Source organism: Actinoplanes sp. HUAS TT8 (assembly GCF_051380535.1).
In the GTDB taxonomy this organism is placed as follows: domain Bacteria; phylum Actinomycetota; class Actinomycetes; order Mycobacteriales; family Micromonosporaceae; genus Actinoplanes.
Map to the genome: position 1 here is coordinate 8,248,256 of NZ_CP195646.1, position 18,423 is coordinate 8,266,678.

General features: G+C 70.6%; 17 protein-coding genes. 8 read left to right on the top strand and 9 right to left on the bottom strand.

Annotation, left to right across the window (positions count from 1 at the left end):
• The 5 genes from ACSHV8_RS36575 to nfi all read right to left on the bottom strand — a co-directional run bounded on the left by ACSHV8_RS36575 (position 1) and on the right by nfi (position 4,582).
• Complete coding sequence (locus ACSHV8_RS36575; RefSeq protein WP_436523459.1) at positions 1-963, bottom strand: cation diffusion facilitator family transporter; 963 nt, start codon at positions 961-963, stop codon at positions 1-3.
• A complete protein-coding gene (locus ACSHV8_RS36580) occupies positions 960-2,183 on the bottom strand; it encodes an SIS domain-containing protein (RefSeq protein WP_436523461.1) in 1,224 nt (407 codons plus the stop codon). Before ACSHV8_RS36580 ends, ACSHV8_RS36575 begins: the two co-directional genes overlap by 4 nt.
• Positions 2,183-2,380 (bottom strand): Trm112 family protein, encoded by a 198-nt coding sequence (locus ACSHV8_RS36585; RefSeq protein ID WP_436523463.1) that lies wholly within the window; start codon positions 2,378-2,380, stop codon positions 2,183-2,185. The genes ACSHV8_RS36580 and ACSHV8_RS36585 overlap by 1 nt, the downstream gene beginning before the upstream one ends.
• A gap of 80 nt (positions 2,381-2,460) precedes the next feature.
• The gene (locus tag ACSHV8_RS36590) at positions 2,461-3,840 is read right to left on the bottom strand and encodes a phosphomannomutase/phosphoglucomutase (protein WP_436523464.1); all 1,380 of its coding nucleotides are present in this window, start codon (positions 3,838-3,840) and stop codon (positions 2,461-2,463) included.
• 88 nt (positions 3,841-3,928) lie between these two features.
• A complete protein-coding gene (gene nfi / locus ACSHV8_RS36595) occupies positions 3,929-4,582 on the bottom strand; it encodes a deoxyribonuclease V (protein WP_436523466.1) in 654 nt (217 codons plus the stop codon).
• Between the two features lie 66 nt (positions 4,583-4,648).
• Between nfi and ACSHV8_RS36600 the strand changes: the two genes are divergently transcribed.
• From ACSHV8_RS36600 to ACSHV8_RS36615, 4 genes are all read left to right on the top strand, one after another.
• Positions 4,649-5,905, top strand: coding sequence for a GAF domain-containing protein (locus tag ACSHV8_RS36600; RefSeq protein WP_436537080.1), 1,257 nt, complete (start codon positions 4,649-4,651; stop codon positions 5,903-5,905).
• A gap of 32 nt (positions 5,906-5,937) precedes the next feature.
• Positions 5,938-7,461, top strand: coding sequence for an acetaldehyde dehydrogenase ExaC (gene exaC / locus ACSHV8_RS36605; RefSeq protein WP_436523468.1), 1,524 nt, complete (start codon positions 5,938-5,940; stop codon positions 7,459-7,461).
• 3 nt (positions 7,462-7,464) lie between these two features.
• Positions 7,465-7,845, top strand: coding sequence for a DUF779 domain-containing protein (locus tag ACSHV8_RS36610; RefSeq protein ID WP_436523470.1), 381 nt, complete (start codon positions 7,465-7,467; stop codon positions 7,843-7,845).
• A gap of 383 nt (positions 7,846-8,228) precedes the next feature.
• Positions 8,229-9,083, top strand: a complete 855-nt coding sequence (locus tag ACSHV8_RS36615; RefSeq protein ID WP_436523472.1) for a polysaccharide deacetylase family protein — start codon at positions 8,229-8,231, stop codon at positions 9,081-9,083.
• A gap of 468 nt (positions 9,084-9,551) precedes the next feature.
• Here ACSHV8_RS36615 and ACSHV8_RS36620 read toward each other — a convergent pair whose 3' ends face one another.
• A complete protein-coding gene (locus tag ACSHV8_RS36620) occupies positions 9,552-9,917 on the bottom strand; it encodes a DUF3499 domain-containing protein (RefSeq protein ID WP_436523473.1) in 366 nt (121 codons plus the stop codon).
• A 157-nt stretch (positions 9,918-10,074) separates the two neighbouring features.
• Here ACSHV8_RS36620 and ACSHV8_RS36625 point away from each other — a divergent pair, with 157 nt between their 5' ends.
• Entirely contained in the window at positions 10,075-10,581 is a 507-nt protein-coding gene (locus ACSHV8_RS36625; RefSeq protein ID WP_436523475.1) for a metallopeptidase family protein, read from the top strand.
• 626 nt (positions 10,582-11,207) lie between these two features.
• On the opposite strand, the gene ACSHV8_RS36630 is transcribed toward ACSHV8_RS36625, so the two are convergent.
• The 3 genes from ACSHV8_RS36630 to ACSHV8_RS36640 all read right to left on the bottom strand — a co-directional run bounded on the left by ACSHV8_RS36630 (position 11,208) and on the right by ACSHV8_RS36640 (position 15,820).
• Positions 11,208-11,465 (bottom strand): WhiB family transcriptional regulator, encoded by a 258-nt coding sequence (locus ACSHV8_RS36630; protein WP_014688021.1) that lies wholly within the window; start codon positions 11,463-11,465, stop codon positions 11,208-11,210.
• Positions 11,466-12,333: 868 nt separating this feature from the next.
• Positions 12,334-14,832, bottom strand: a complete 2,499-nt coding sequence (locus ACSHV8_RS36635; protein ID WP_436523477.1) for a bifunctional FO biosynthesis protein CofGH — start codon at positions 14,830-14,832, stop codon at positions 12,334-12,336.
• Between the two features lie 97 nt (positions 14,833-14,929).
• Positions 14,930-15,820: a hypothetical protein gene (locus tag ACSHV8_RS36640; RefSeq protein WP_436523479.1), complete on the bottom strand. Its 891-nt coding sequence runs from the start codon at positions 15,818-15,820 to the stop codon at positions 14,930-14,932.
• Between the two features lie 93 nt (positions 15,821-15,913).
• Between ACSHV8_RS36640 and cofD the strand changes: the two genes are divergently transcribed.
• The 3 genes from cofD to ACSHV8_RS36655 are packed head-to-tail and all read left to right on the top strand — an operon-like array spanning position 15,914 to position 18,374.
• Positions 15,914-16,864: a 2-phospho-L-lactate transferase gene (gene cofD, locus ACSHV8_RS36645; RefSeq protein ID WP_436523481.1), complete on the top strand. Its 951-nt coding sequence runs from the start codon at positions 15,914-15,916 to the stop codon at positions 16,862-16,864.
• The gene (locus tag ACSHV8_RS36650; protein ID WP_436523483.1) at positions 16,861-17,823 is read left to right on the top strand and encodes a coenzyme F420-0:L-glutamate ligase; all 963 of its coding nucleotides are present in this window, start codon (positions 16,861-16,863) and stop codon (positions 17,821-17,823) included. The genes cofD and ACSHV8_RS36650 overlap by 4 nt, the downstream gene beginning before the upstream one ends.
• The gene (locus ACSHV8_RS36655; protein WP_436523485.1) at positions 17,820-18,374 is read left to right on the top strand and encodes an NUDIX hydrolase; all 555 of its coding nucleotides are present in this window, start codon (positions 17,820-17,822) and stop codon (positions 18,372-18,374) included. The genes ACSHV8_RS36650 and ACSHV8_RS36655 overlap by 4 nt, the downstream gene beginning before the upstream one ends.
• Positions 18,375-18,423 lie beyond the last annotated feature (49 nt).

Genomic DNA, 18,423 nt, shown 5'->3' on the forward strand with positions numbered 1-18,423 from the left:
TCAGGCGGTGACGGGTGGCGCGGAGGTTACCGCTTCCTCCGAGACCTCACGGGCGCGGAAGATGTCCGGCTCGATGTAGATCACGCGGGCGATCGGGACCGCCTCGCGGATCCGGACCTCGGTCTCGTCGATGTGCTGAGCCACCTCGGCCGCGGTCTCCGACTTGGGCACCGCGATCTTCATGGCGACGAGCAGCTCCTCGGGGCCGAGGTGCAGCGTCTTCATGTGGATGATCCGCTCGATGCCGGCGCCGGCCAGGACCGACTGCTCGATCTTCTTGATCGTCTCCGGGTTCGCACCCTCACCGATCAGCAGGCTCTTGGTCTCGACGGCCAGGACGGCCGCGATCACGACGAGCAGGACGCCGATCGCCCCGGTGCCGATGCCGTCCCACACGCCGTCGCCGGTGATCAGGGTCAGCCCGACGCCGAAGAGCGCGAGCACCAGGCCGACCAGGGCCCCGGCGTCCTCCAGGAGCACGACCGGCAGCTCGGGGGCCTTGGCCCGGCGGACGTAGTCGACCCACGAGGTCTTGCCGCGGGTGCGGTTCGACTCGGTGATCGCCGTGTAGAACGAGTACGACTCCAGAATGATCGCGATGACCAGGACGACCACCGGAACCCACTGCCACTTGGTGATCGGCTCGGGGTGACTGATCTTGTGGTACGCCTCGTAGAGCGCGAACAGGCCACCGACGCTGAACAGCACGATGGAGACGATGAACGCGTAGATGTAACGCTCACGCCCGTACCCGAAAGGGTGTTCGGGGGTTGCCTTCTTCTGCGACTGCTTGCCGCCGATCAGCAACAGCAACTGGTTGCCGGAGTCCGCGACGGAGTGGATCGACTCGGCGAGCATCGACGACGAGCCCGTGAGCAGCCAGGCACCGAACTTGGTGACCGCGATCCCCAGGTTGGCGCTGAGCGCCGCGATGATCGCTTTGGTGCCGCCCTCGGCGCTCACGTAAGTGCCTCTGGCATCGGGTTGGACAGCTCCTTCATCTCGCTGATGGCGGGCACGGCCATCGGGTCCAAGCCGTGCGCCAAGGCCAGGTACAGCGACGCGAAGTCGGGCACCGCGACAAGAGAAGCGAGCCGCTCCAGCGTCGAACCGCCTTCGGCGGTAAGCACGTCGCAGCGTACGCCACGTCGATCGGCGAGCGTCTGGATGGCGTCGGCCCGCCGCTCCTCGACCGCGACCGGCTCGTCGGCGTCGTCCTCCGGGTTGAGGCCGCCGTCGCGCAGCACCACGAGACGCAGGCGGGTCAATGCCTCGTCGTCCTCGTCCGGGTCGGCGAAGATGTCCCGGGAGCCCTCGGCCAGACCGCCGAAGACACCGTCGAGCAGGCCCACCCGGCCCCGGCCGGCCTCGCCGAGCGCACCGGCCATCACCGGGTAGCGCGCGTTGGCGGCCAGGGTGTCGGCGAAGCGCCGGGCGGCGACGGTGGCCAGCGGGGACGAACCCCAGACGATCGGCACCGAGCCGGCCAGGCCGAGCGCGAGCGACTTGGCCGGGTTGACGAACGAGTCGGCACCCGGACGGCAGCGCTCGGCGTCCGCGTCCAGCCGGGTCGCGGTCTCGGCGATGTCCGCCTCGGTGACCTTGACCAGGCCCAGCGCGCGGCCGGCGAACAGGACCGGGACGACCAGGCCCCAGAGCGTGGCCCGGGCCGGCGCACGGCGGGGCACGCCGATGAACGGCGCGCGGGCCCGCTCGGCCACCGCCTGGAGCTCGGAGTCCGGGTTGCCGATGGCGACCAGGCGGGCGCCGCGACGGGCGGCCGCCTCGGCCGCGGCCAGCGCCTCGGGGCTGCGGCCGGAGGCGGAGACGGCGATCACCACGTCGGCCGCGCCGACCCAGCCGGGGATGCCGGCGCTGCGGTGCCCGATGATCGGCACCGGGCAGCGCGGGCCGGCCACGGTGGAGAGGATGTTGCCGGTGAGGCCGGCGGTGCCGATGCCGGCGACCACGACGGCACGCGGGCGGCCCTCGTCGGCCAGCATGGTCAGGTCGACCTCGGCCGACAGCGCCGCGGTCTCCCGGACCTGGGCGCCGGCCGAGGCGGTGGCCCGGAGCATGCCGCCCGGGTCGTTGGCCAGCATCGACTTCTCGTCGTTGAGCAGTGATTCGTCGGCGACCCGGTGGCCGTTGACCCCGGACGAGCCTTCCAGTGGGTTGACCATCAGTTCGTCTCCTCCCCCGCGGCCGGCTCGGGCCGGCGGGCCTCGTCGAGGAGGAGGATCGGGATGTCGTCCTTGATCTCGAAGATCCGGCCGCACTCCGTGCACGTCAACGTCTGGCCGCCGGCGTCGTAGTCGAGGGGCGCGTGATGGGTGTCCGGGCAGGCCAGGATATCCAGCAGCTGTGGATCGAGCGCCACCTTGTCTACTCCTTCTGGAAGTGGATGCGGCGGAAACCTCGCGCGGGTTGCGCACCCGCGCGAGCGTTTCCCCGGCGATCCTATCCGCGAACGATCGCGAGCACGTCGTCCCTGAGGGAGCCCATCCGCGCGGCGTCCGGCGCCTCGACGTTCAGCCGCAGGAGCGGCTCGGTGTTGGACGCCCGCAGGTTGAACCAGGACCCGTCCTCGAACGAGAAGGTCAGTCCGTCCAGATCGTCCACCTGGGCGTCCGGGAACGCGTCGCGCACCTCCCGGCTCTTGGCGGCGGCGTCGGCCACCGTGGAGTTGATCTCACCGGAGGCGACGTACCGCTCGTACTCCGCGGCGAACTCGGAGAGCGGCAGGTCCTGCCCGCCGAGCGCGGCCAGCACGTGCATCGCGGCCAGCATGCCGGTGTCGGCGAACCAGAAGTCCCGGAAGTAGTAGTGCGCCGAGTGCTCGCCGCCGAAGACCGCGTTGCTCTGGGCCATCTCGGCCTTGATGAACGAGTGACCGACCCGGCTGCGGATCGGCTTGCCTCCGTTCTCCAGGATGATCTCCGGGACCGCGGCCGAGGTGATCAGGTTGTGGATGATCACACTGCCCGGGAACTTGGCCAGCTCCCGCGCGGCGACCAGGCCGGTGATGGCCGACGGCGAGACCGCGTCGCCGTTCTCGTCGATCACGAAGCAGCGGTCGGCGTCGCCGTCGAAGGCCAGGCCGATGTCGGCGCCCTGCTCCCGGACCGCGTTCTGCAGGTCGACCAGGTTCTTCGGGTCGAGCGGGTTGGCCTCGTGGTTCGGGAACGAGCCGTCCAGCTCGAAGAAGAGCGGCACGATGGTCAGCGGCAGCGGGCTGAGCACCTGGTCGCCGAGCACGGCCGGGACGGTGTGCCCGCCCATCCCGTTGCCGGCGTCCACGATGACCTTGAGCGGGCGGATGCCGCTCAGGTTGACCAGCGAGCGCAGGTGCGCGGCGTAGTCGCCGAGCAGGTCCCGCTCCTCGACCCGGGACGGGCCGTCGGCCTCCGCGTTCAGGTCGCGCAGCAGCTGCTGGGCCCGCTGCCGGACGATCACCAGCCCGCTGTCCTGGCCGACCGGCCGGGCGCCCGAGCGGCACAGCTTGATCCCGTTGTACTGCGCCGGGTTGTGGCTGGCGGTGAACATCGCGCCGGGCAGGTTCAGCGAGCCGGACGCGTAGTAGAGCTGGTCCGTCGAGGCCAGCCCGATGTTGATCACACTGGCCCCGGCCGCGTTGACGCCCCGGGCGAACGCGGCGGCCAGCCCCGGGCCGGACTCGCGCATGTCGTGCGCGACCACGATCTGGTCGGGCTGGTCGCCCGACTCACGCAGCATCTCGATGAACGCCGTCCCGATCGCCCGGGCCACCGGCTCGTTGAACTGGTCCGGGACCACCCCCCGGACGTCGTACGCCTTGATGATCTCGGACAGATCGAGCACCACGTCACTCCTAATCGAAAAAGCCCCGTTTCGGCTGAGGCTATCGGAGCCCGCGCACCGGCAAGGTTTTATCCCCACGACCGCACCGTTAACTGAGGAGATCGCGACACGCACGGTCCGCCGCCCGGGTGGTCTCCGGCAGGCGGAACCGCGTGGCCAGCCGCAACGTCAGCGCGCAGGCGTTGTCCAGGTCGATGCGGTGCCCGACCGAGACGAAGACCGGTTTGACCCCGTCCTGGGTGCGCAGCACGGCCCCGACCGTCTCGCCGTCGTCGACGAGCGGCGACCGGCTGCCCCGGGCCTCGCCGACCGGCTCCCATTCACCCAGTAGCCGCGTCTTGCCGACCCCGAACGAGGGAAGATCGGTCAGGACCCCCAGATGCGAGGCGAGCCCGAAGCGCCGCGGGTGGGCCAGACCGTGTCCGTCACAGATCAGCACGTCCGGCCGCACGGTCAGCTTCTCCAAGGCCTCGATCAGCGCCGGGACCTCACGAAAGGCGAAGAGCCCGGGCACGTACGGGAAAGCGGGTCTGCTCTTGATCGTCGCCGTGTCCCGCACCGACAGGTCGTCGAGGTCGAGCACGACGACGGCCGCGCCCAGACGATCACCGGAGTCGTCGTAGGCGACGTCCAGACCGGCCACGGTCGCCGGGGACGCCGGGCCCGCGGCCGAGATCACGCGGCCGCGCAGCGCGTCCTGCACGGCAAGAGCTTCTTCTTCGGTACGGGGCCAAGGCTGCACCGCCGTGACAATAGATCCTGTTGTCTCCTCGGGTGATGCGCGTCACGATGGGTGGGTCTGGAGGTGCTGCCCGTGAACCCGTGGCTCGCGCTGACCCCTGGGGACGATCCGGCGGAACGGATCCGCCAGGTCGGACGCGCCCATGAACGGTTCCTCTCGGGTGCCGTGCCCCCGGAACGGATGCGCACCGTGGTCGCCGAGTCCTGGGCCCGGTCGGCGAAGTCGATCGGGGCGGACAGCACCGCGCCGATCGACCTGTGCGACGACGAGCTGGAGGCCTACCGCTCGGCGCATCCGCTGGCCCGGGTCATGCCGCTGTTCCGGGATCTGCTCGGCGGGCTGGCCGACGACGGCGATCACATCCTGGCCGTCTGCGACGCGAACGGCCGGATGCTCTGGGTCGAGGGGCACGCCGGCACGCTGCGCGGGGTCGCGTCGATGAACTTCGTGCCCGGGGCCCGCTGGGACGAGGCGCACGCCGGCACGAACGCGCCCGGCACCGCGCTCGCCGTCGACCACGCCCTGCAGATCTTCGCGACCGAGCACTTCAGCCGCTCGGTGCAGCGGTGGACGTGCACCGCCGCGCCGATCCACGACCCGGTCGGGCGGCTGCTCGGGGCGATCGACGTGACCGGGGGCGATCATCTCGCCAACCCGCACAGTCTGGCGCTCGTCCGGGCCACGGCACTGGCTGCCGAGACGTACCTCCGCGGGCTTGAACCGCCCCGGGACCAGCCGGCGGTCGCGGCACTGGGCCGGGACGAGGCCTCCTTCGCGTCCGGAGATATCCGGGCAAATCTCAAACGTCGCCACTCCGAACTGCTGGTCCTGCTCACCATGCACCCCGAGGGGCGCACCGGCGATCAACTCGGCTTCGATCTGTACGGCGACGACGTCAACCCGGTCACGGTCCGAGCAGAGTTGTCGCGTTTGCGGCGCCTACTGAGCCCTGAGCTGCTCGATTCTCGCCCCTACCGGCTGCGCACTCAGCCGACCACCGACTTCGGCACCCTGACAAGTCTCGTCAAGTCCGGGCAGATCGCCGAAGCGCTGGCCGCCTACACCGGACCGCTGCTCCCCGGCTCGGACGCGCCCGGCATCGTCCGGCTGCGGCGGATGATCGACGACCGGCTGCGCGCCGCGATCCTCGGCACCGGCGACCGCCGCCTCCTGCAGACCTGGCTGAACAGCCCGTGGGGGGCCGACGACCTGGAGATGTGGCAGGCCTACGCGCGGCTGACCCCGACCGATCTGGTCGCCGCCCGCCGCGCCGCCGAACTCGGCCGCGAATACGCGTGCAACGTCCGTGCAACGTTGCCGTAACTAACGTCCGCCTCAAACGAGGAGGCGAGACCGTGACCATATACACCCCGCCCGGTTCCGACGGCGCCATCGTCAGCTACCAGTCACGCTACGACCACTACATCGGTGGCGAGTACGTCCCGCCGGCCAAGGGGCAGTACTTCGAGAACCCCAGCCCGGTCACCGGGCGCACGTTCACCGAGATCGCCCGGGGCACCGCCGAGGACGTGGAACGGGCGCTCGACGCCGCCCACGGCGCGGCCGACGCGTGGGGCCGCACCTCGGCCGCCGCGCGGGCCGACATCCTCAACAAGATCGCCGACCGGATGGAACAGAACCTGGAGAAGCTGGCCGTCGCCGAGTCCTGGGAGAACGGCAAGCCGGTCCGGGAGACCCTGGCCGCCGACATCCCGCTCGCGATCGACCACTTCCGCTACTTCGCCGGCTGCATCCGGGCCCAGGAGGGCAGCGCCGGCGAGATCGACGAGGACACCGTCGCGTACCACTTCCACGAGCCGCTGGGCGTGGTCGCGCAGATCATCCCGTGGAACTTCCCGATCCTGATGGCGGTCTGGAAGCTGGCCCCCGCGCTGGCCGCCGGCAACGCGGTGGTGCTCAAGCCGGCCGAGCAGACCCCGGCCTCCATCCACTACCTGTTCTCGCTGATCGGTGACCTGATCCCGGCCGGCGTGGTGAACATCGTGAACGGCTTCGGCGTGGAGGCCGGCAAGCCGCTCGCCTCCTCGAACCGGGTGGCCAAGGTCGCGTTCACCGGCGAGACCACCACCGGGCGCCTGATCATGCAGTACGCCTCGGAGAACCTGATCCCGGTCACCCTGGAGCTCGGCGGCAAGAGCCCGAACATCTTCTTCGACGACGTCAGCAGCGCCGACGACGACTTCCTGGACAAGTCGCTCGAAGGCTTCACAATGTTCGCGCTCAACCAGGGCGAGGTCTGCACCTGCCCGAGCCGCGCGCTGATCCAGCAGGGGCACTACAACGACTTCCTGGCCGCCGGCGTCAAGCGGGTCGAGAACCTCAAGCAGGGCAACCCGCTCGACACCGACACCCAGGTCGGCGCGCAGGCCTCCAACGACCAGCTGGAGAAGATCCTGTCGTACTTCGACATCGGCCGTCAGGAGAGCGCGAAGGTGCTCGTCGGCGGGGCTCGCGCCGACCTCGGCGGGGACCTCTCGGGCGGGTACTACGTGCAGCCGACGATCTTCGAGGGCCGCAACGGGATGCGGATCTTCCAGGAGGAGATCTTCGGGCCGGTCGTCTCGGTGACCCCGTTCGCCGACTTCGACGACGCCATCAAGATCGCCAACGACACGTTGTACGGCCTCGGGGCGGGCGTGTGGACGCGGGACGGCAACCGGGCCTACCGGGCCGGGCGCGCGATCAAGGCGGGCCGGGTCTGGACCAACTGCTACCACCTGTACCCGGCGCACGCCGCGTTCGGCGGTTACAAGCAGTCCGGCATCGGGCGGGAGAACCACCGGATGATGCTCGACCACTACCAGCAGACGAAGAACCTGCTGGTCAGCTACTCCCCCAAGGCGATGGGCTTCTTCTAGGCCATGGCCAGCCGGGTAGATGTGACTCCCGCGGCCGCCGACCTCATGCGGCGGCTGCGGGAGCAGCACGGACCATTGATGTTCCACCAGTCCGGCGGCTGCTGCGACGGCAGCTCGCCGATGTGTTACCTGGAGGGCGAGTTCCGCACCGGGAAATCCGACGTGCTCCTGGAGTCTCTGGCGATCGAGGGGGTGCCGGAGCCGATCACGTTCTGGATGTCGTCCGCGCAGTTCGAGCTCTGGAAGCACACGCACCTCACGGTGGACGTGGTGCCCGGGCGCGGCGCCGGCTTCTCGCTGGAGGCGCCCGAGGGTTTCCGCTTCCTGATCCGGTCGCGCCTGCTGACCGAGTCCGAGATCGTCGAACTTTCCGAGATCAACTGATTTTTCCCGTACGTCGTTGAGCCCGTTCCACGCCGTCGTGGCGAGGGGCGGGCTCGACGCCGTACGGGAAATTCTGTTTTCCGGGTTTTATCCGCGTCATCTGAGATCCCGGTCACACGTGGGCGGAACGTGGCATCCCCGGGCGGGTGAGCGACGGGTTCGCCAGGCGATCCGGGACCGATACTCACAGTAAAAGTCGGACCCGCGGGCATTGCCATCAATCCACCACATTTACGGGCATGCGTACGGGGTAGCGGAGGTGCGCCAGGATACGACTGCGAACGCGAACGAGTAACGAAATCGGTGCGAAAGATGCGTACGGGACTTGTCGACCACCCGGATCCCGAGGCATCGTCGTCGCCGATGAACTGGGGAGGTAATCGATGCGGCTGTCCCACACCCGGAAGGCTCTGATGATCAGCCTGACGCTGATCATGGCGGGTCTTCTCGGCCAGGCGGCCGCCGCCGAGTCGTCCCACACCGAGGCGGCACCAACGGCGGCGATCGCCCCCAGCACGGCCCCGAGCACCATCCCGCCGGCAACCCAGACACCCACCTCTCCGCGCACGGAGAAGACCACCGCCCCCAAGAAGACGACCAAGACCAAGCCGCCGAAACCCGGCGCGCACACCGGACCGGCCGGCAGCCTGCTCACCACCGGCGGCAAGGGCGTCGCGCTCACCTTCGACGACGGCCCCGACCCGGCCAACACCCCCACCCTGCTCCGGATCCTCGCCCGCCAGCACGTGAAAGCCACGTTCTGCCTGGTCGGCGAGAACGTGAAGAACCACCCGGACCTGGTCCGCAAGATCGTGGCCGGTGGGCACACCCTGTGCAACCACACGTGGAACCACGACCTGAAACTCGGCAAGAAGAAGCCGGCGGCGATCCGGGCCGACATGGAACGGACCAACGCGGCGATCCGGGCCGCAGTCCCGGGCGCGAAGATCAAGTACTTCCGGGCGCCGGGCGGGAACTTCACCCCCGACATCGTGAAGATCGCCAAGGATCTCGGGATGACGTCGATCTACTGGAAGGTCGACCCGCGCGACTGGGAGCACGGGCGCGAGGAATCCGACGGGGCCCACACCACCCGCGTGATCAACGCCGTGAAGAAGCGGACCCGGGCCGGGGCGATCGTGCTGTCCCACGACTACGCCCAGCCGGACACGATCAAGGCGTACGGCGTGCTGATCCCCTGGCTCAAGAGCCGCTACAAACTGATCCCCCTCCCCTGACCACGACGCCGCACCCCGCCGGCCTCCGCGGCGCGCCGCCCGCCGCCGCGGCGCGCCGCCCGGTGACCGGCTGGTGCTGAGTGCTGTGCCAAGCACCCGAACACAGCCCTCAGCACCAGCCGGCCCCTCAGCACCAGCCCGACAGCGACGCGACGCGAGCGCTCCGGCTGGGCTCGGCAGCGCGGCGCGCGGTAGCCAGCTGGCTCTCAGGGCTGTATCAAGCACCCGGAAACAACCCTCAGCACCAGCTGGAACCTCAGCACCAGCCCGACACCGACGGCGACGCGACGCGAGCGCTCCGGCCGGGCTCGGCAGCGCGGCGCGCGGTGACCGGCTGGTTCTCAGGGCTGTGTCAAGCACCTGGAAACAACCCTCAGCACCAGCCGGACGCCGCAGCGAGCGCTTGTGGTGGGCTCGGCGGCGCGGTGGTGGGCCGGCTTCGGGAGTGGGGGGACGGGCCGGGGCGCGTCAGTGGGAGGGCGGGATTACCCGGAGGTGGCCGCGGCGACCGGTCTGGTGGCCGGGCTGGGGGTCCTGAGTGTCCGGGCGCGGCGGCGGGGCCGGACGGGCCGCCTCGCGAACGGCCTCGGCCAGGGCGACCAGGTCGTCCGTGGTCGGGGGCGGCGGGGCGAAGTCGCCGTCGTGCCGGACCAGCTCCCAGCCGCGCGGGGCGGTCAGGCTGCGGGCGTGCGGCTCGCACAGGTCGTAGGTGTGGGGCTCGGCGAACGCCGCGAGCGGACCCACGACAGCGGTTGAATCGCTGTAGACGTAGGTCAGGGTGGCGACCGCCTGTCGGGGACAGCCGTTCCGGGAGCAGCGCCGTGGTGACCTCACGGCGGCAACTTATCTCTCCGCCGGGCTTTCTGGGGACCGATACCCCGCGACACGCCGACCCGCGATGCATCACGATTCGGCCATGGTCGGCCGACACGCCGTCTCGATGGGACGAATTAACGCCTAGGACACACGGTGAGGAACGGGCTGACCACGGATGTCGCCCGAGTGGGGATACGCTCAGCAGGTGACCACCAGCCCCGAACGCCGTCGCACCGATCCGAAGGCGGCGCGCAGCTCCGGCCCGGGTCATCCGGCGCGGCGTGATCGGCACGGCCGCGGCCTGCGTGGCCGTCTCGTGCCGGCGACCGTGCCCCTGGCCCGCACCAAGGCGGAAATCTTCGACGACCTGGTGCTGGACACCGTCGAGAGCCTGGAACGCCGCTATGCGAAAGAGCTCGCCGGCGTCGAGTTCGCGGTCGAGGACGTGCCACCGGAGCTGAACGTCTACGACTCCGATGTGCTCGAGGACGGCGAGGTGCCCCTGGCCCGCCTGCTGCCCGGCCGTCCGGGGCGGCACGAGCTGCCACCGCGGATCGTGCTGTACCGGCGCCCGCTGGAGTTCCGGGCGATGGACCGGGAGGACCTCGCCGACCTCGTCCACGACGTGATCATCGAGCAGGTCGCGAACCTGCTCGGCGTCGACCCGGACGAACTGGCCTGACGCCCGGCGCGGCCTCACCCGCCGCGCCCCGCACCGAATCACCGCGCGCTCACCGCGCGGCCGGTCACACCATCACCGCGCGCTCACCGCGCGGCCGGTCACACCATCACGCCGCGCTCATCGCGCGGTTGATCGAGTAGCCGTCCGCGCGTTACTTGCGCAACTGTCCGCGCGTCGCGGCCGCCCACCCGCCTTTTTGGCGGATGATCATGTGGTCGCTCGTTTTCGAACGCCGATGCCGCGCGATTTCGCGCGTGGCGACGGCACCCGGCGCGGGTCACCGCGTCATCGACGCGGGCTGCCGCATTTTTGCGTGCGGTCGCCGCGTTTTTTCACGCCACTACCGCGCTTCTTGTGCTTCACGTGATACTCGCGGCTCCACGCAGTTCTTGCCTTACGCGGAACCGGTCTTTAAAGCGGATCTTGCCGTTTGCTCCGCCGCGGTTCTCGTTCCGATGCGGTTCCGGCCTTGTTGTGGTTCTGGCTCTGGTGCGGTTCTGGCTCTGGTGCGATCGTGCCGTGCTGCGATCTTGCTTCAAGCAGATCGTCGCGTTTCCCATCCGGTTGGCCGTGCCCCCTCGCGCGGGTCGCCGGACGTGCCGCACGGAGTGCCACTCCGGCCGCGGTCAGGCGACGCGCCGCTTCAACTTGCGACGTTCACGTTCGGACAGTCCACCCCAGATCCCGAAGCGCTCGTCATGGCCGAGTGCATACTCCAGACATTCGGCCTTGACCTCGCAGCGGCCGCAGATGCGCTTGGCCTCGCGCGTCGAGCCGCCCTTCTCCGGGAAGAAGGCTTCCGGATCGGTCTGTGAACACAGCGCCCGCTCCTGCCACTCGGGCGCGTCCCCGAGCAGGTCTACCCCTTCAACCTGCGCTTCCATCGGCGTGCCTCCAAATTTCTGCGCCGGCAGCGATGCCGACACTGACCCCCCACGCACGCGGCGTGTTTCTGTGGGTTCGACGCAAAAGTCGCACATCGTCCCCACAACCCCACCAAAATTACACGCGTGTAAGACGTGCGTCGTCAAGCCGAACCTGATAAATGGGCCCGTTTCCCCTCGGCGCCAGGGCGCGTCGAGGTCCCGTTCCTGCCCTATCTCCCGGAGCCACCGGAAGGTAACGCGAACGCTGCCCTACGCGTCCAATTTAACCCGTTTTGTTACCTGACCAGAAGGGGGGTCACGCCACCGGGCCCCGTTCCCGCCCCGACCTGGCCGCGAACAGGCCATACGGCTTCCCCGCAGGACGGCTTCTACCCGCGAGTAACGCCGCACCCCCGGGTCGCCCCGCCACGAGGGACAGTCCGCCCGCGACCGGCCCGTTGAGACGGTCCAAACGCCCCCGGCGGTGAGTCGGGGCCGCGGATTCCCGGCCGTTCCGGAATCGAAACCCGCCACATCCGTGGCGTATCCCACCTCGCACGGATCACCCACCAGTGGTCGTCCGTCCAGACGGCCCGGCCCAGCATTCGGGACAAAAAGTGCTGAGCGCCCATCGAAGCCCCGCCCCGGCGCCCGGCCCGGAGGCAGCAACGAGCGTCGAACGCCCCCATCGAAAAACGGGAAGGGCGGGCCGCCTCTCGGCCGCCCACCCTTCCGAAACGACTCAGCGCCGCCCCAAAACCCCCGACGCCTCAGCGCCGCCGGCAGACCGCCGACCGGCTCAGCACCGCCGGCAGACCGCCGACCGGCTCAGCACCGCCGGCAGGCCACCGACCGGCTCAGCGCCGACCGCGGACCGCCAACCGGCTCAGCGCCGCCCGTACACCGTCGTCCGCTCCACCGCCGGCCGCCCGGCCGCCGCCGCCAGCTCCTTGAGCTCGGCCACCGTCCGCGCCGACCCGTGTTCCGACCCGGCCATCCGGGAGATGGTCTCCTCCATCAGCGTCCCGCCGAGGTCGTTGCAGCCGCCGTTGAGCATGACCCGGGTGCCCTCGTCGCCCAGCTTGACCCACGAGCACTGAATGTTGTCGATCCGCCCGTGCAGCAGAACGCGGGCCATCGCGTGGACGACCCGGTTCTCCCGCCAGGTCGGGCCGGGCCGGGCGATCCCGGCCAGGTAGATCGGCGCGTTCGTGTGGATGAACGGCAACGCCACGAACTCGGTGAAGCCGCCGGTCACGTCCTGGATCCCGGCCAGCACCCGGAAGTGGCCGAGCCACTGCCGGGGGTGGTCGACGTGCCCGTACATCATCGTGGAGCTGGACCGGATCCCGACCTGATGCGCCGTGGTGACCACGTCGACCCAGGTGGCGGCCGGCAGTTTGCCCTTGGTCAGCACCCAGCGCACGTCGTCGTCGAGGATCTCGGCGGCGGTGCCCGGGATGGTGCCCAGGCCGGCCGCGCGCAGCTCGGTGAGCCACTCCTTGAGCGACACCCCGGCCTTGGACGCGGCGGTGACGATCTCCATCGGCGAATACGCGTGGACGTGCATGCCCGGGACGCGTTCCTTGACGGCGCGGACCAGATCCGCGTACGCCGTAACGGGCATCTTCGGGTCGATGCCGCCCTGCATGCACACCTCGGACGCGCCGTCCCGCCACGCCTCCTCGGCCCGGTCGGCGACCTGCTCGACGGAGAGCCGGTACGCGTCGGCGTCCTTCTCCCGCTGGGCGAACGCGCAGAACCGGCAGCCCACGTAGCAGACGTTGGAGAAGTTGATGTTGCGGTTCACCACGTACGTGATGTCGTCGCCGTTGACCGATTTTCGTAGGTCGTCGGCGATCCGGGCGAGCTCGTCGAGCGCGCTGCCGTCCGCGTTGAACAGCGCCATCGCCTTGTCCTCGTGCTCCGGCCGCAGCAGCGCGCCCGGGTCGGTCGAGGCGAGCTTGAGCCCGGCCAGCACGTCGGTCGGCACGTGGGCCGGGGCGCTCTTGACGTGGGCCGCGACCTCGTCCCAGTCGCCGTAGACGAAGTCGAAGTCGGACCGGCGGTCGCCGGTGCGGCCCTCGGTGTCGACCGCGGTGTGCAGGTCGGTGCGGCCGGTGCCGAACGTCTCCTCCGGCTCCTGCCAGGGGCGGCCGACCGGGAGAGCTTCCTCCAGGGCCATGCCGTCCGGCCCGGACAGGGCGGCCACGTGGGCCGCGAGGCGCGGGTCGAGCCAGCCCTCGTCGCTGCGGCGCACATACTCCGGGTAGATCGTCAGCCGCTCGCGCAGGGTGAACCCGGCGGCCGCGGTCCTCTCGGCCAGCAGGTCGATCTGCGGCCACGGACGCTCCGGGTTGACGTGGTCCGGAGTCACCGGCGACACCCCGCCCCAGTCGTCGATGCCGGCCCGCAGGAGCAGCGAGAACTCGGCGTCGATCAGGTTGGGCGGGGCCTGGATGCGGGCCCGGGGGCCCATGATGACCCGGCCGACGGCGACCGTGGCGGCCAGCTCGCGCAGCTCGGCGTCGGGCATCCCGCGCATCGCCGTGTCCGGCTTGGCGCGGAAGTTCTGAATGATGAGCTCCTGGACGTGCCCGAACTCGCGGGCGACCCGGCGCATCGCGAACAGCGCGTCGACCCGCTCGGCCGGGGTCTCCCCGATGCCGATCAGGATGCCGGTGGTGAACGGCACGCCGACCCGGCCGGCGTCCTCCAGCACCCGGAGCCGGACCGCGGGCTCCTTGTCCGGTGAGCCGTAGTGCGGGCCGCCGGGCTCGGACCACAGCCGGGTGGCCGTGGTCTCCAGCATCATGCCCATGCTCGGCGCGACCGGCTTGAGCCGCTGCAGCTCGGCCCAGCTCATCACGCCCGGGTTGAGGTGCGGCAGCAGGCCGGTCTCCTCCAGCACCGCGATGGCGCAGGCCCGCACATAGTCGAGGGTGGAGTCATAGCCCCGCTCGTCCAGCCACTGGCGCGCGGCCGGCCAGCGCTCCTCGGGCCGGTCGCCGAGCGTGAACAGGGCCTCCTTGCAGCCCTGGGCGGCGCCCTGCCGGGCGATCTCCAGCACCTCGTCGCGCTCCAGGAACGCGGCCGGCAGCCGGTGCGGCACCGTGGCGAACGTGCAGTAGTGACATCGGTCCTGGCAGAGCCGGGTGAGGGGGATGAAGACCTTTTTCGAGAACGTCACCACGCCCGGCCGCCCGGCCTCACGCAGCCCGGCGTCGCGGATGCCGCCGGCGATCGCCAGCAGCTCCTCGAACTGGTCGCCGGTTGCCGCGAGCAGCGCGGTGGCCTCGTCGACGTCGATCGCTTTACCGTCGGCGGCGCGGCGCAACGCTCGCCGGATGCTCGCCTCGGTCGGTGCCTGGTTGACCTCTGCCACGAAAACAACCTAGACCGGAATCGTTTCGACTGCCGCCGCCGTCCACAGGCCCGCGAAGTGTCGTGAGACACCAAGCGCGGCCTGTGGACAAGGAATATCAGTGCCGGGGCGGGTCCGAGTCGGCCGGGCCGAAGCCGGGACGGTCGTCCGGCAGCTTGCTGGTGCGGTCGATCGGGGCCGGTTCCTCACGGGGCACGACCTGCGTCGGGTCCACAAAAGGGGCGGCCGGCGGCGCCGAGGCGGGCGGCGGCGTGGTGCTCAACGGCGGGGTCGGGACCGCCGGCTGGTTCCAACCCGGCTGGGCCACGGGCTGCGGCTGGCCATAGGTGCCGGGCGGGTAGACCGGCGCGGCCGGCGGCGGCGGGGCCTGCCCGTAGGTCCCCGGCTGAGGCTGCGACTGCGGCTGCGGCTGCCCGTACGGCTGCCCATAGGGCTGCTGACCGTACGGCTGCTGACCGTAGGGCTGCCCGTACGGCGCCTGCGGCTGCCCGTAGACGCCCGGCTGCGCCTTCGGCTTGGGCACCATGTAGATACCCCGCCAGATCTGCAGCATCGCGTACGCCGCCAGCCCGTACACCGCCAGCCAGGCGATCCGCACGAGAAGCGCCTTGAACGCACCCCCGGCGTCGTACGACGCGATGTTGATCACGCCGAAGAGCAGGCCGAAGATCACCCCGAAGAAGCCCATCACCGCGTACTCCACGACCGCGGCCAGCGTGATCAGCCGGGCTTTGGGGTGGTGCGGCTTGAGTCCGAGCGCGAGCACGACCGCGGCCAGCGGCATCCCGACCGTCTCGAGACTGATGAAGTTGCCGAAGCTGGCCGCCGTACGGTTGCCGAAGTTGTCGCCGAACAGGTTGATGACGGCGACGAACAGGAACACGGCGGGCGCGCCGACCAACACGTACGCGGCGAGGTCGCGCAGCGGTGTCAGGTACTGGCCGATCGGCTTGCCGTCGGCCGGCGTGGGCGGCGGTGGACTGGTCACGGTAACTCCCGGTCGTGCGGTGATCGAGGTCCGCCCAGAGTAAACCGCCACCCGGCAACCGGCCCGGCGACGCGGGTGGGAGAGGATGGGCTGATGCGGATCGTGGTCCTCACCGGGGGCATCGGCGGCGCCCGGTTCCTCGTCGGCGTGCGTGAGCACGCCCGTGCCATCGGCGCCGAGGTCACAGCGGTGGTCAATGTCGGCGACGACGTCCGGATGCACGGGCTGCAGATCTGCCCGGATCTGGACAGCGTGATGTACACGCTGGGCAGCGCGGCCGACCCCGAGCGCGGCTGGGGCCGGGTCGGGGAGAGCTGGGTCGTCAAGGAGGAGCTGGCGAAGTACGGGGTGGAACCGTCCTGGTTCGGCCTCGGCGACAAGGACACCGCCACCCACCTCGTGCGCACCACCATGCTGAACGCGGGATACCCACTGTCGCAGGTCACGGCCGCTCTGTGCGAGCGCTGGCAGCCCGGGATCACCATGCTGCCGGCCACCGACGACCGGCTGGAGACGCACGTCGTCGTCGACGTCGAGGGCGAGCGCAAGGCGATCCACTTCCAGGAGTGGTGGGTGCGTTATCGCGGCGAGGTGCCGACGCACCGGTTCATCTTCCGTGGCGCCGAGCACGCCAAGCCGGCCGCCGGGGTGCTGGACGCGATCGGGCAGGCCGACGTGATCCTGTTCGCCCCGAGCAACCCGGTGGTCAGCATCGCGCCGATCCTGGCCGTGCCGGCGATCCGGGACGCGGTGGCGGGCGCCTCGGCCCCGGTGATCGGCCTCTCCCCCATCATCGGAGGTTCACCCGTGCGGGGGATGGCCGACAAGTGCCTGGCCACCCTGCAGGTCGAGGTCAGCGCGGCCGGTGTCGGCCGGATGTACGGCCCGCGGGCCGACGGCGGCCTGCTCGACGCCTGGCTGGTCGACACCTCGGACGCCGGCGTCGAGATCCCCGGGGTGAACGTGCGGGCGGTGCCGCTGTGGATGAAGGACGAGACGCTCACCGCCCGGATGGTGGCCGACGCGCTGGAGCTGGCCCGATGAGGCTGGAGATCCGGCCCGTCGAGGGCATCGGCGACGTCACCCCGGGCGACGACCTGGCCGAGTTGATCACCGGCGCGGCGCCCTGGCTGCAGGACGACGACGTGCTCGTGGTGACCAGCAAGATCGTGTCGAAGTCGGAGGGCCGGCTGGTCGAGGTGCCGGCCGACGGCCCGGAGCGCGACGAGGCCCGGGTCCGCGCCCTGGAGTCGGAGACGGCCCGGGTGGTGGCCCGCCGCGGCCCGACCACGATCGTGCAGACCCACCACGGGTTCGTGATGGCGGCGGCCGGCATCGACGCGTCGAACGTGGACAAGACGCACCTGGTGCTGCTGCCGGCCGACCCGGACGCGTCCGCGCGCCGGCTCCGGGCCGACCTGGCCGCGCGCGGGCTCGACGTCGCCGTGATCATCTCCGACACGATGGGCCGGGCCTGGCGGAACGGGCTGACCGACGTCGCGCTGGGCGCGTCCGGGATCGATGCGCTTCTCGATCATCGGGGCCAGATCGATCCGTACGGGAATGAATTGAATTTGACCCAGATGGCGATCGTCGACGAGCTGTCGGCCGCGGCGGAACTGGTCAAGGGCAAGTGTGACCGGGTGCCGGTCGCCGTCGTGCGCGGCTATCCCCGCCGGCTGGACGCGGGCGACGCCGGCGTGAAGGTCCTGATCCGGGACGCCGAGAGCGACATGTTCGGCCTGGGCACGGCCGAGGCCCACGCCGAGGGTCTGCGCGACGCCGCCCGGATGGCCGCCGACATCCCGCGGGAGACGGTCGCCAAGCTGGTCGGATCCGGTTCGGGCACGCTGCGGCTCGGGCCGGCCGGGTCCCGGCCGGCCGATCTGGTGCGGCTGGGCGCCGATGCCCAGGCGTTCCGCGCCGAGCTCGCCGCCGCGGGCATCACCAGCACGATCGAGTACGACGACGACGGCGTGACGATCACATTCGGAGAAGCATGAGCCTGTACGAGGACGCCGTCCGTGTCCTGACCACCTGGACCGCCACCTCGGAGACCGCCGAGGTGAACCGCAAGCGCACCCTCGGCCTGCTCGCCGACGGTCCGGCCGCGATGACCCGGGCCCATCGCGCCGGCCACGTCACCGCCAGCGCGCTGATCCTCGACGACGCCGGGCGGGTCCTGCTCTGCCTGCACGGCCGGCTCGGGCTGTGGATGCAGGTGGGCGGGCACTGCGAGCCCGGCGACGAGACCCTGGCCGCCGCCGCGCTGCGGGAGGCGACCGAGGAGTCCGGCATCGACGGGCTGATCCTCGATCCGGAGCCGATCGACATCGACATCCACGAGGTGCGCTGCGGCGCGTCCGATGGTGCTCCGGCCACCGATTCAGTGCACTTCGACGTACGTTTTCTGCTGCGCGCCCCGGCCGGCTCGGTCGAGCGGATCAGCGCGGAGTCGTCCGACCTGGCCTGGTTCACCACGGACGCGCTGCCCAGCCCGCTCGCGTCCGGCGTGGTGCAGCAGATCGCCCCGGCCCGGGCCCGTCTGGGCTGACTCTCCCGCGTTCGTGCCGTCCGGGCGGATCGGTTCGGCCCACGTTCCG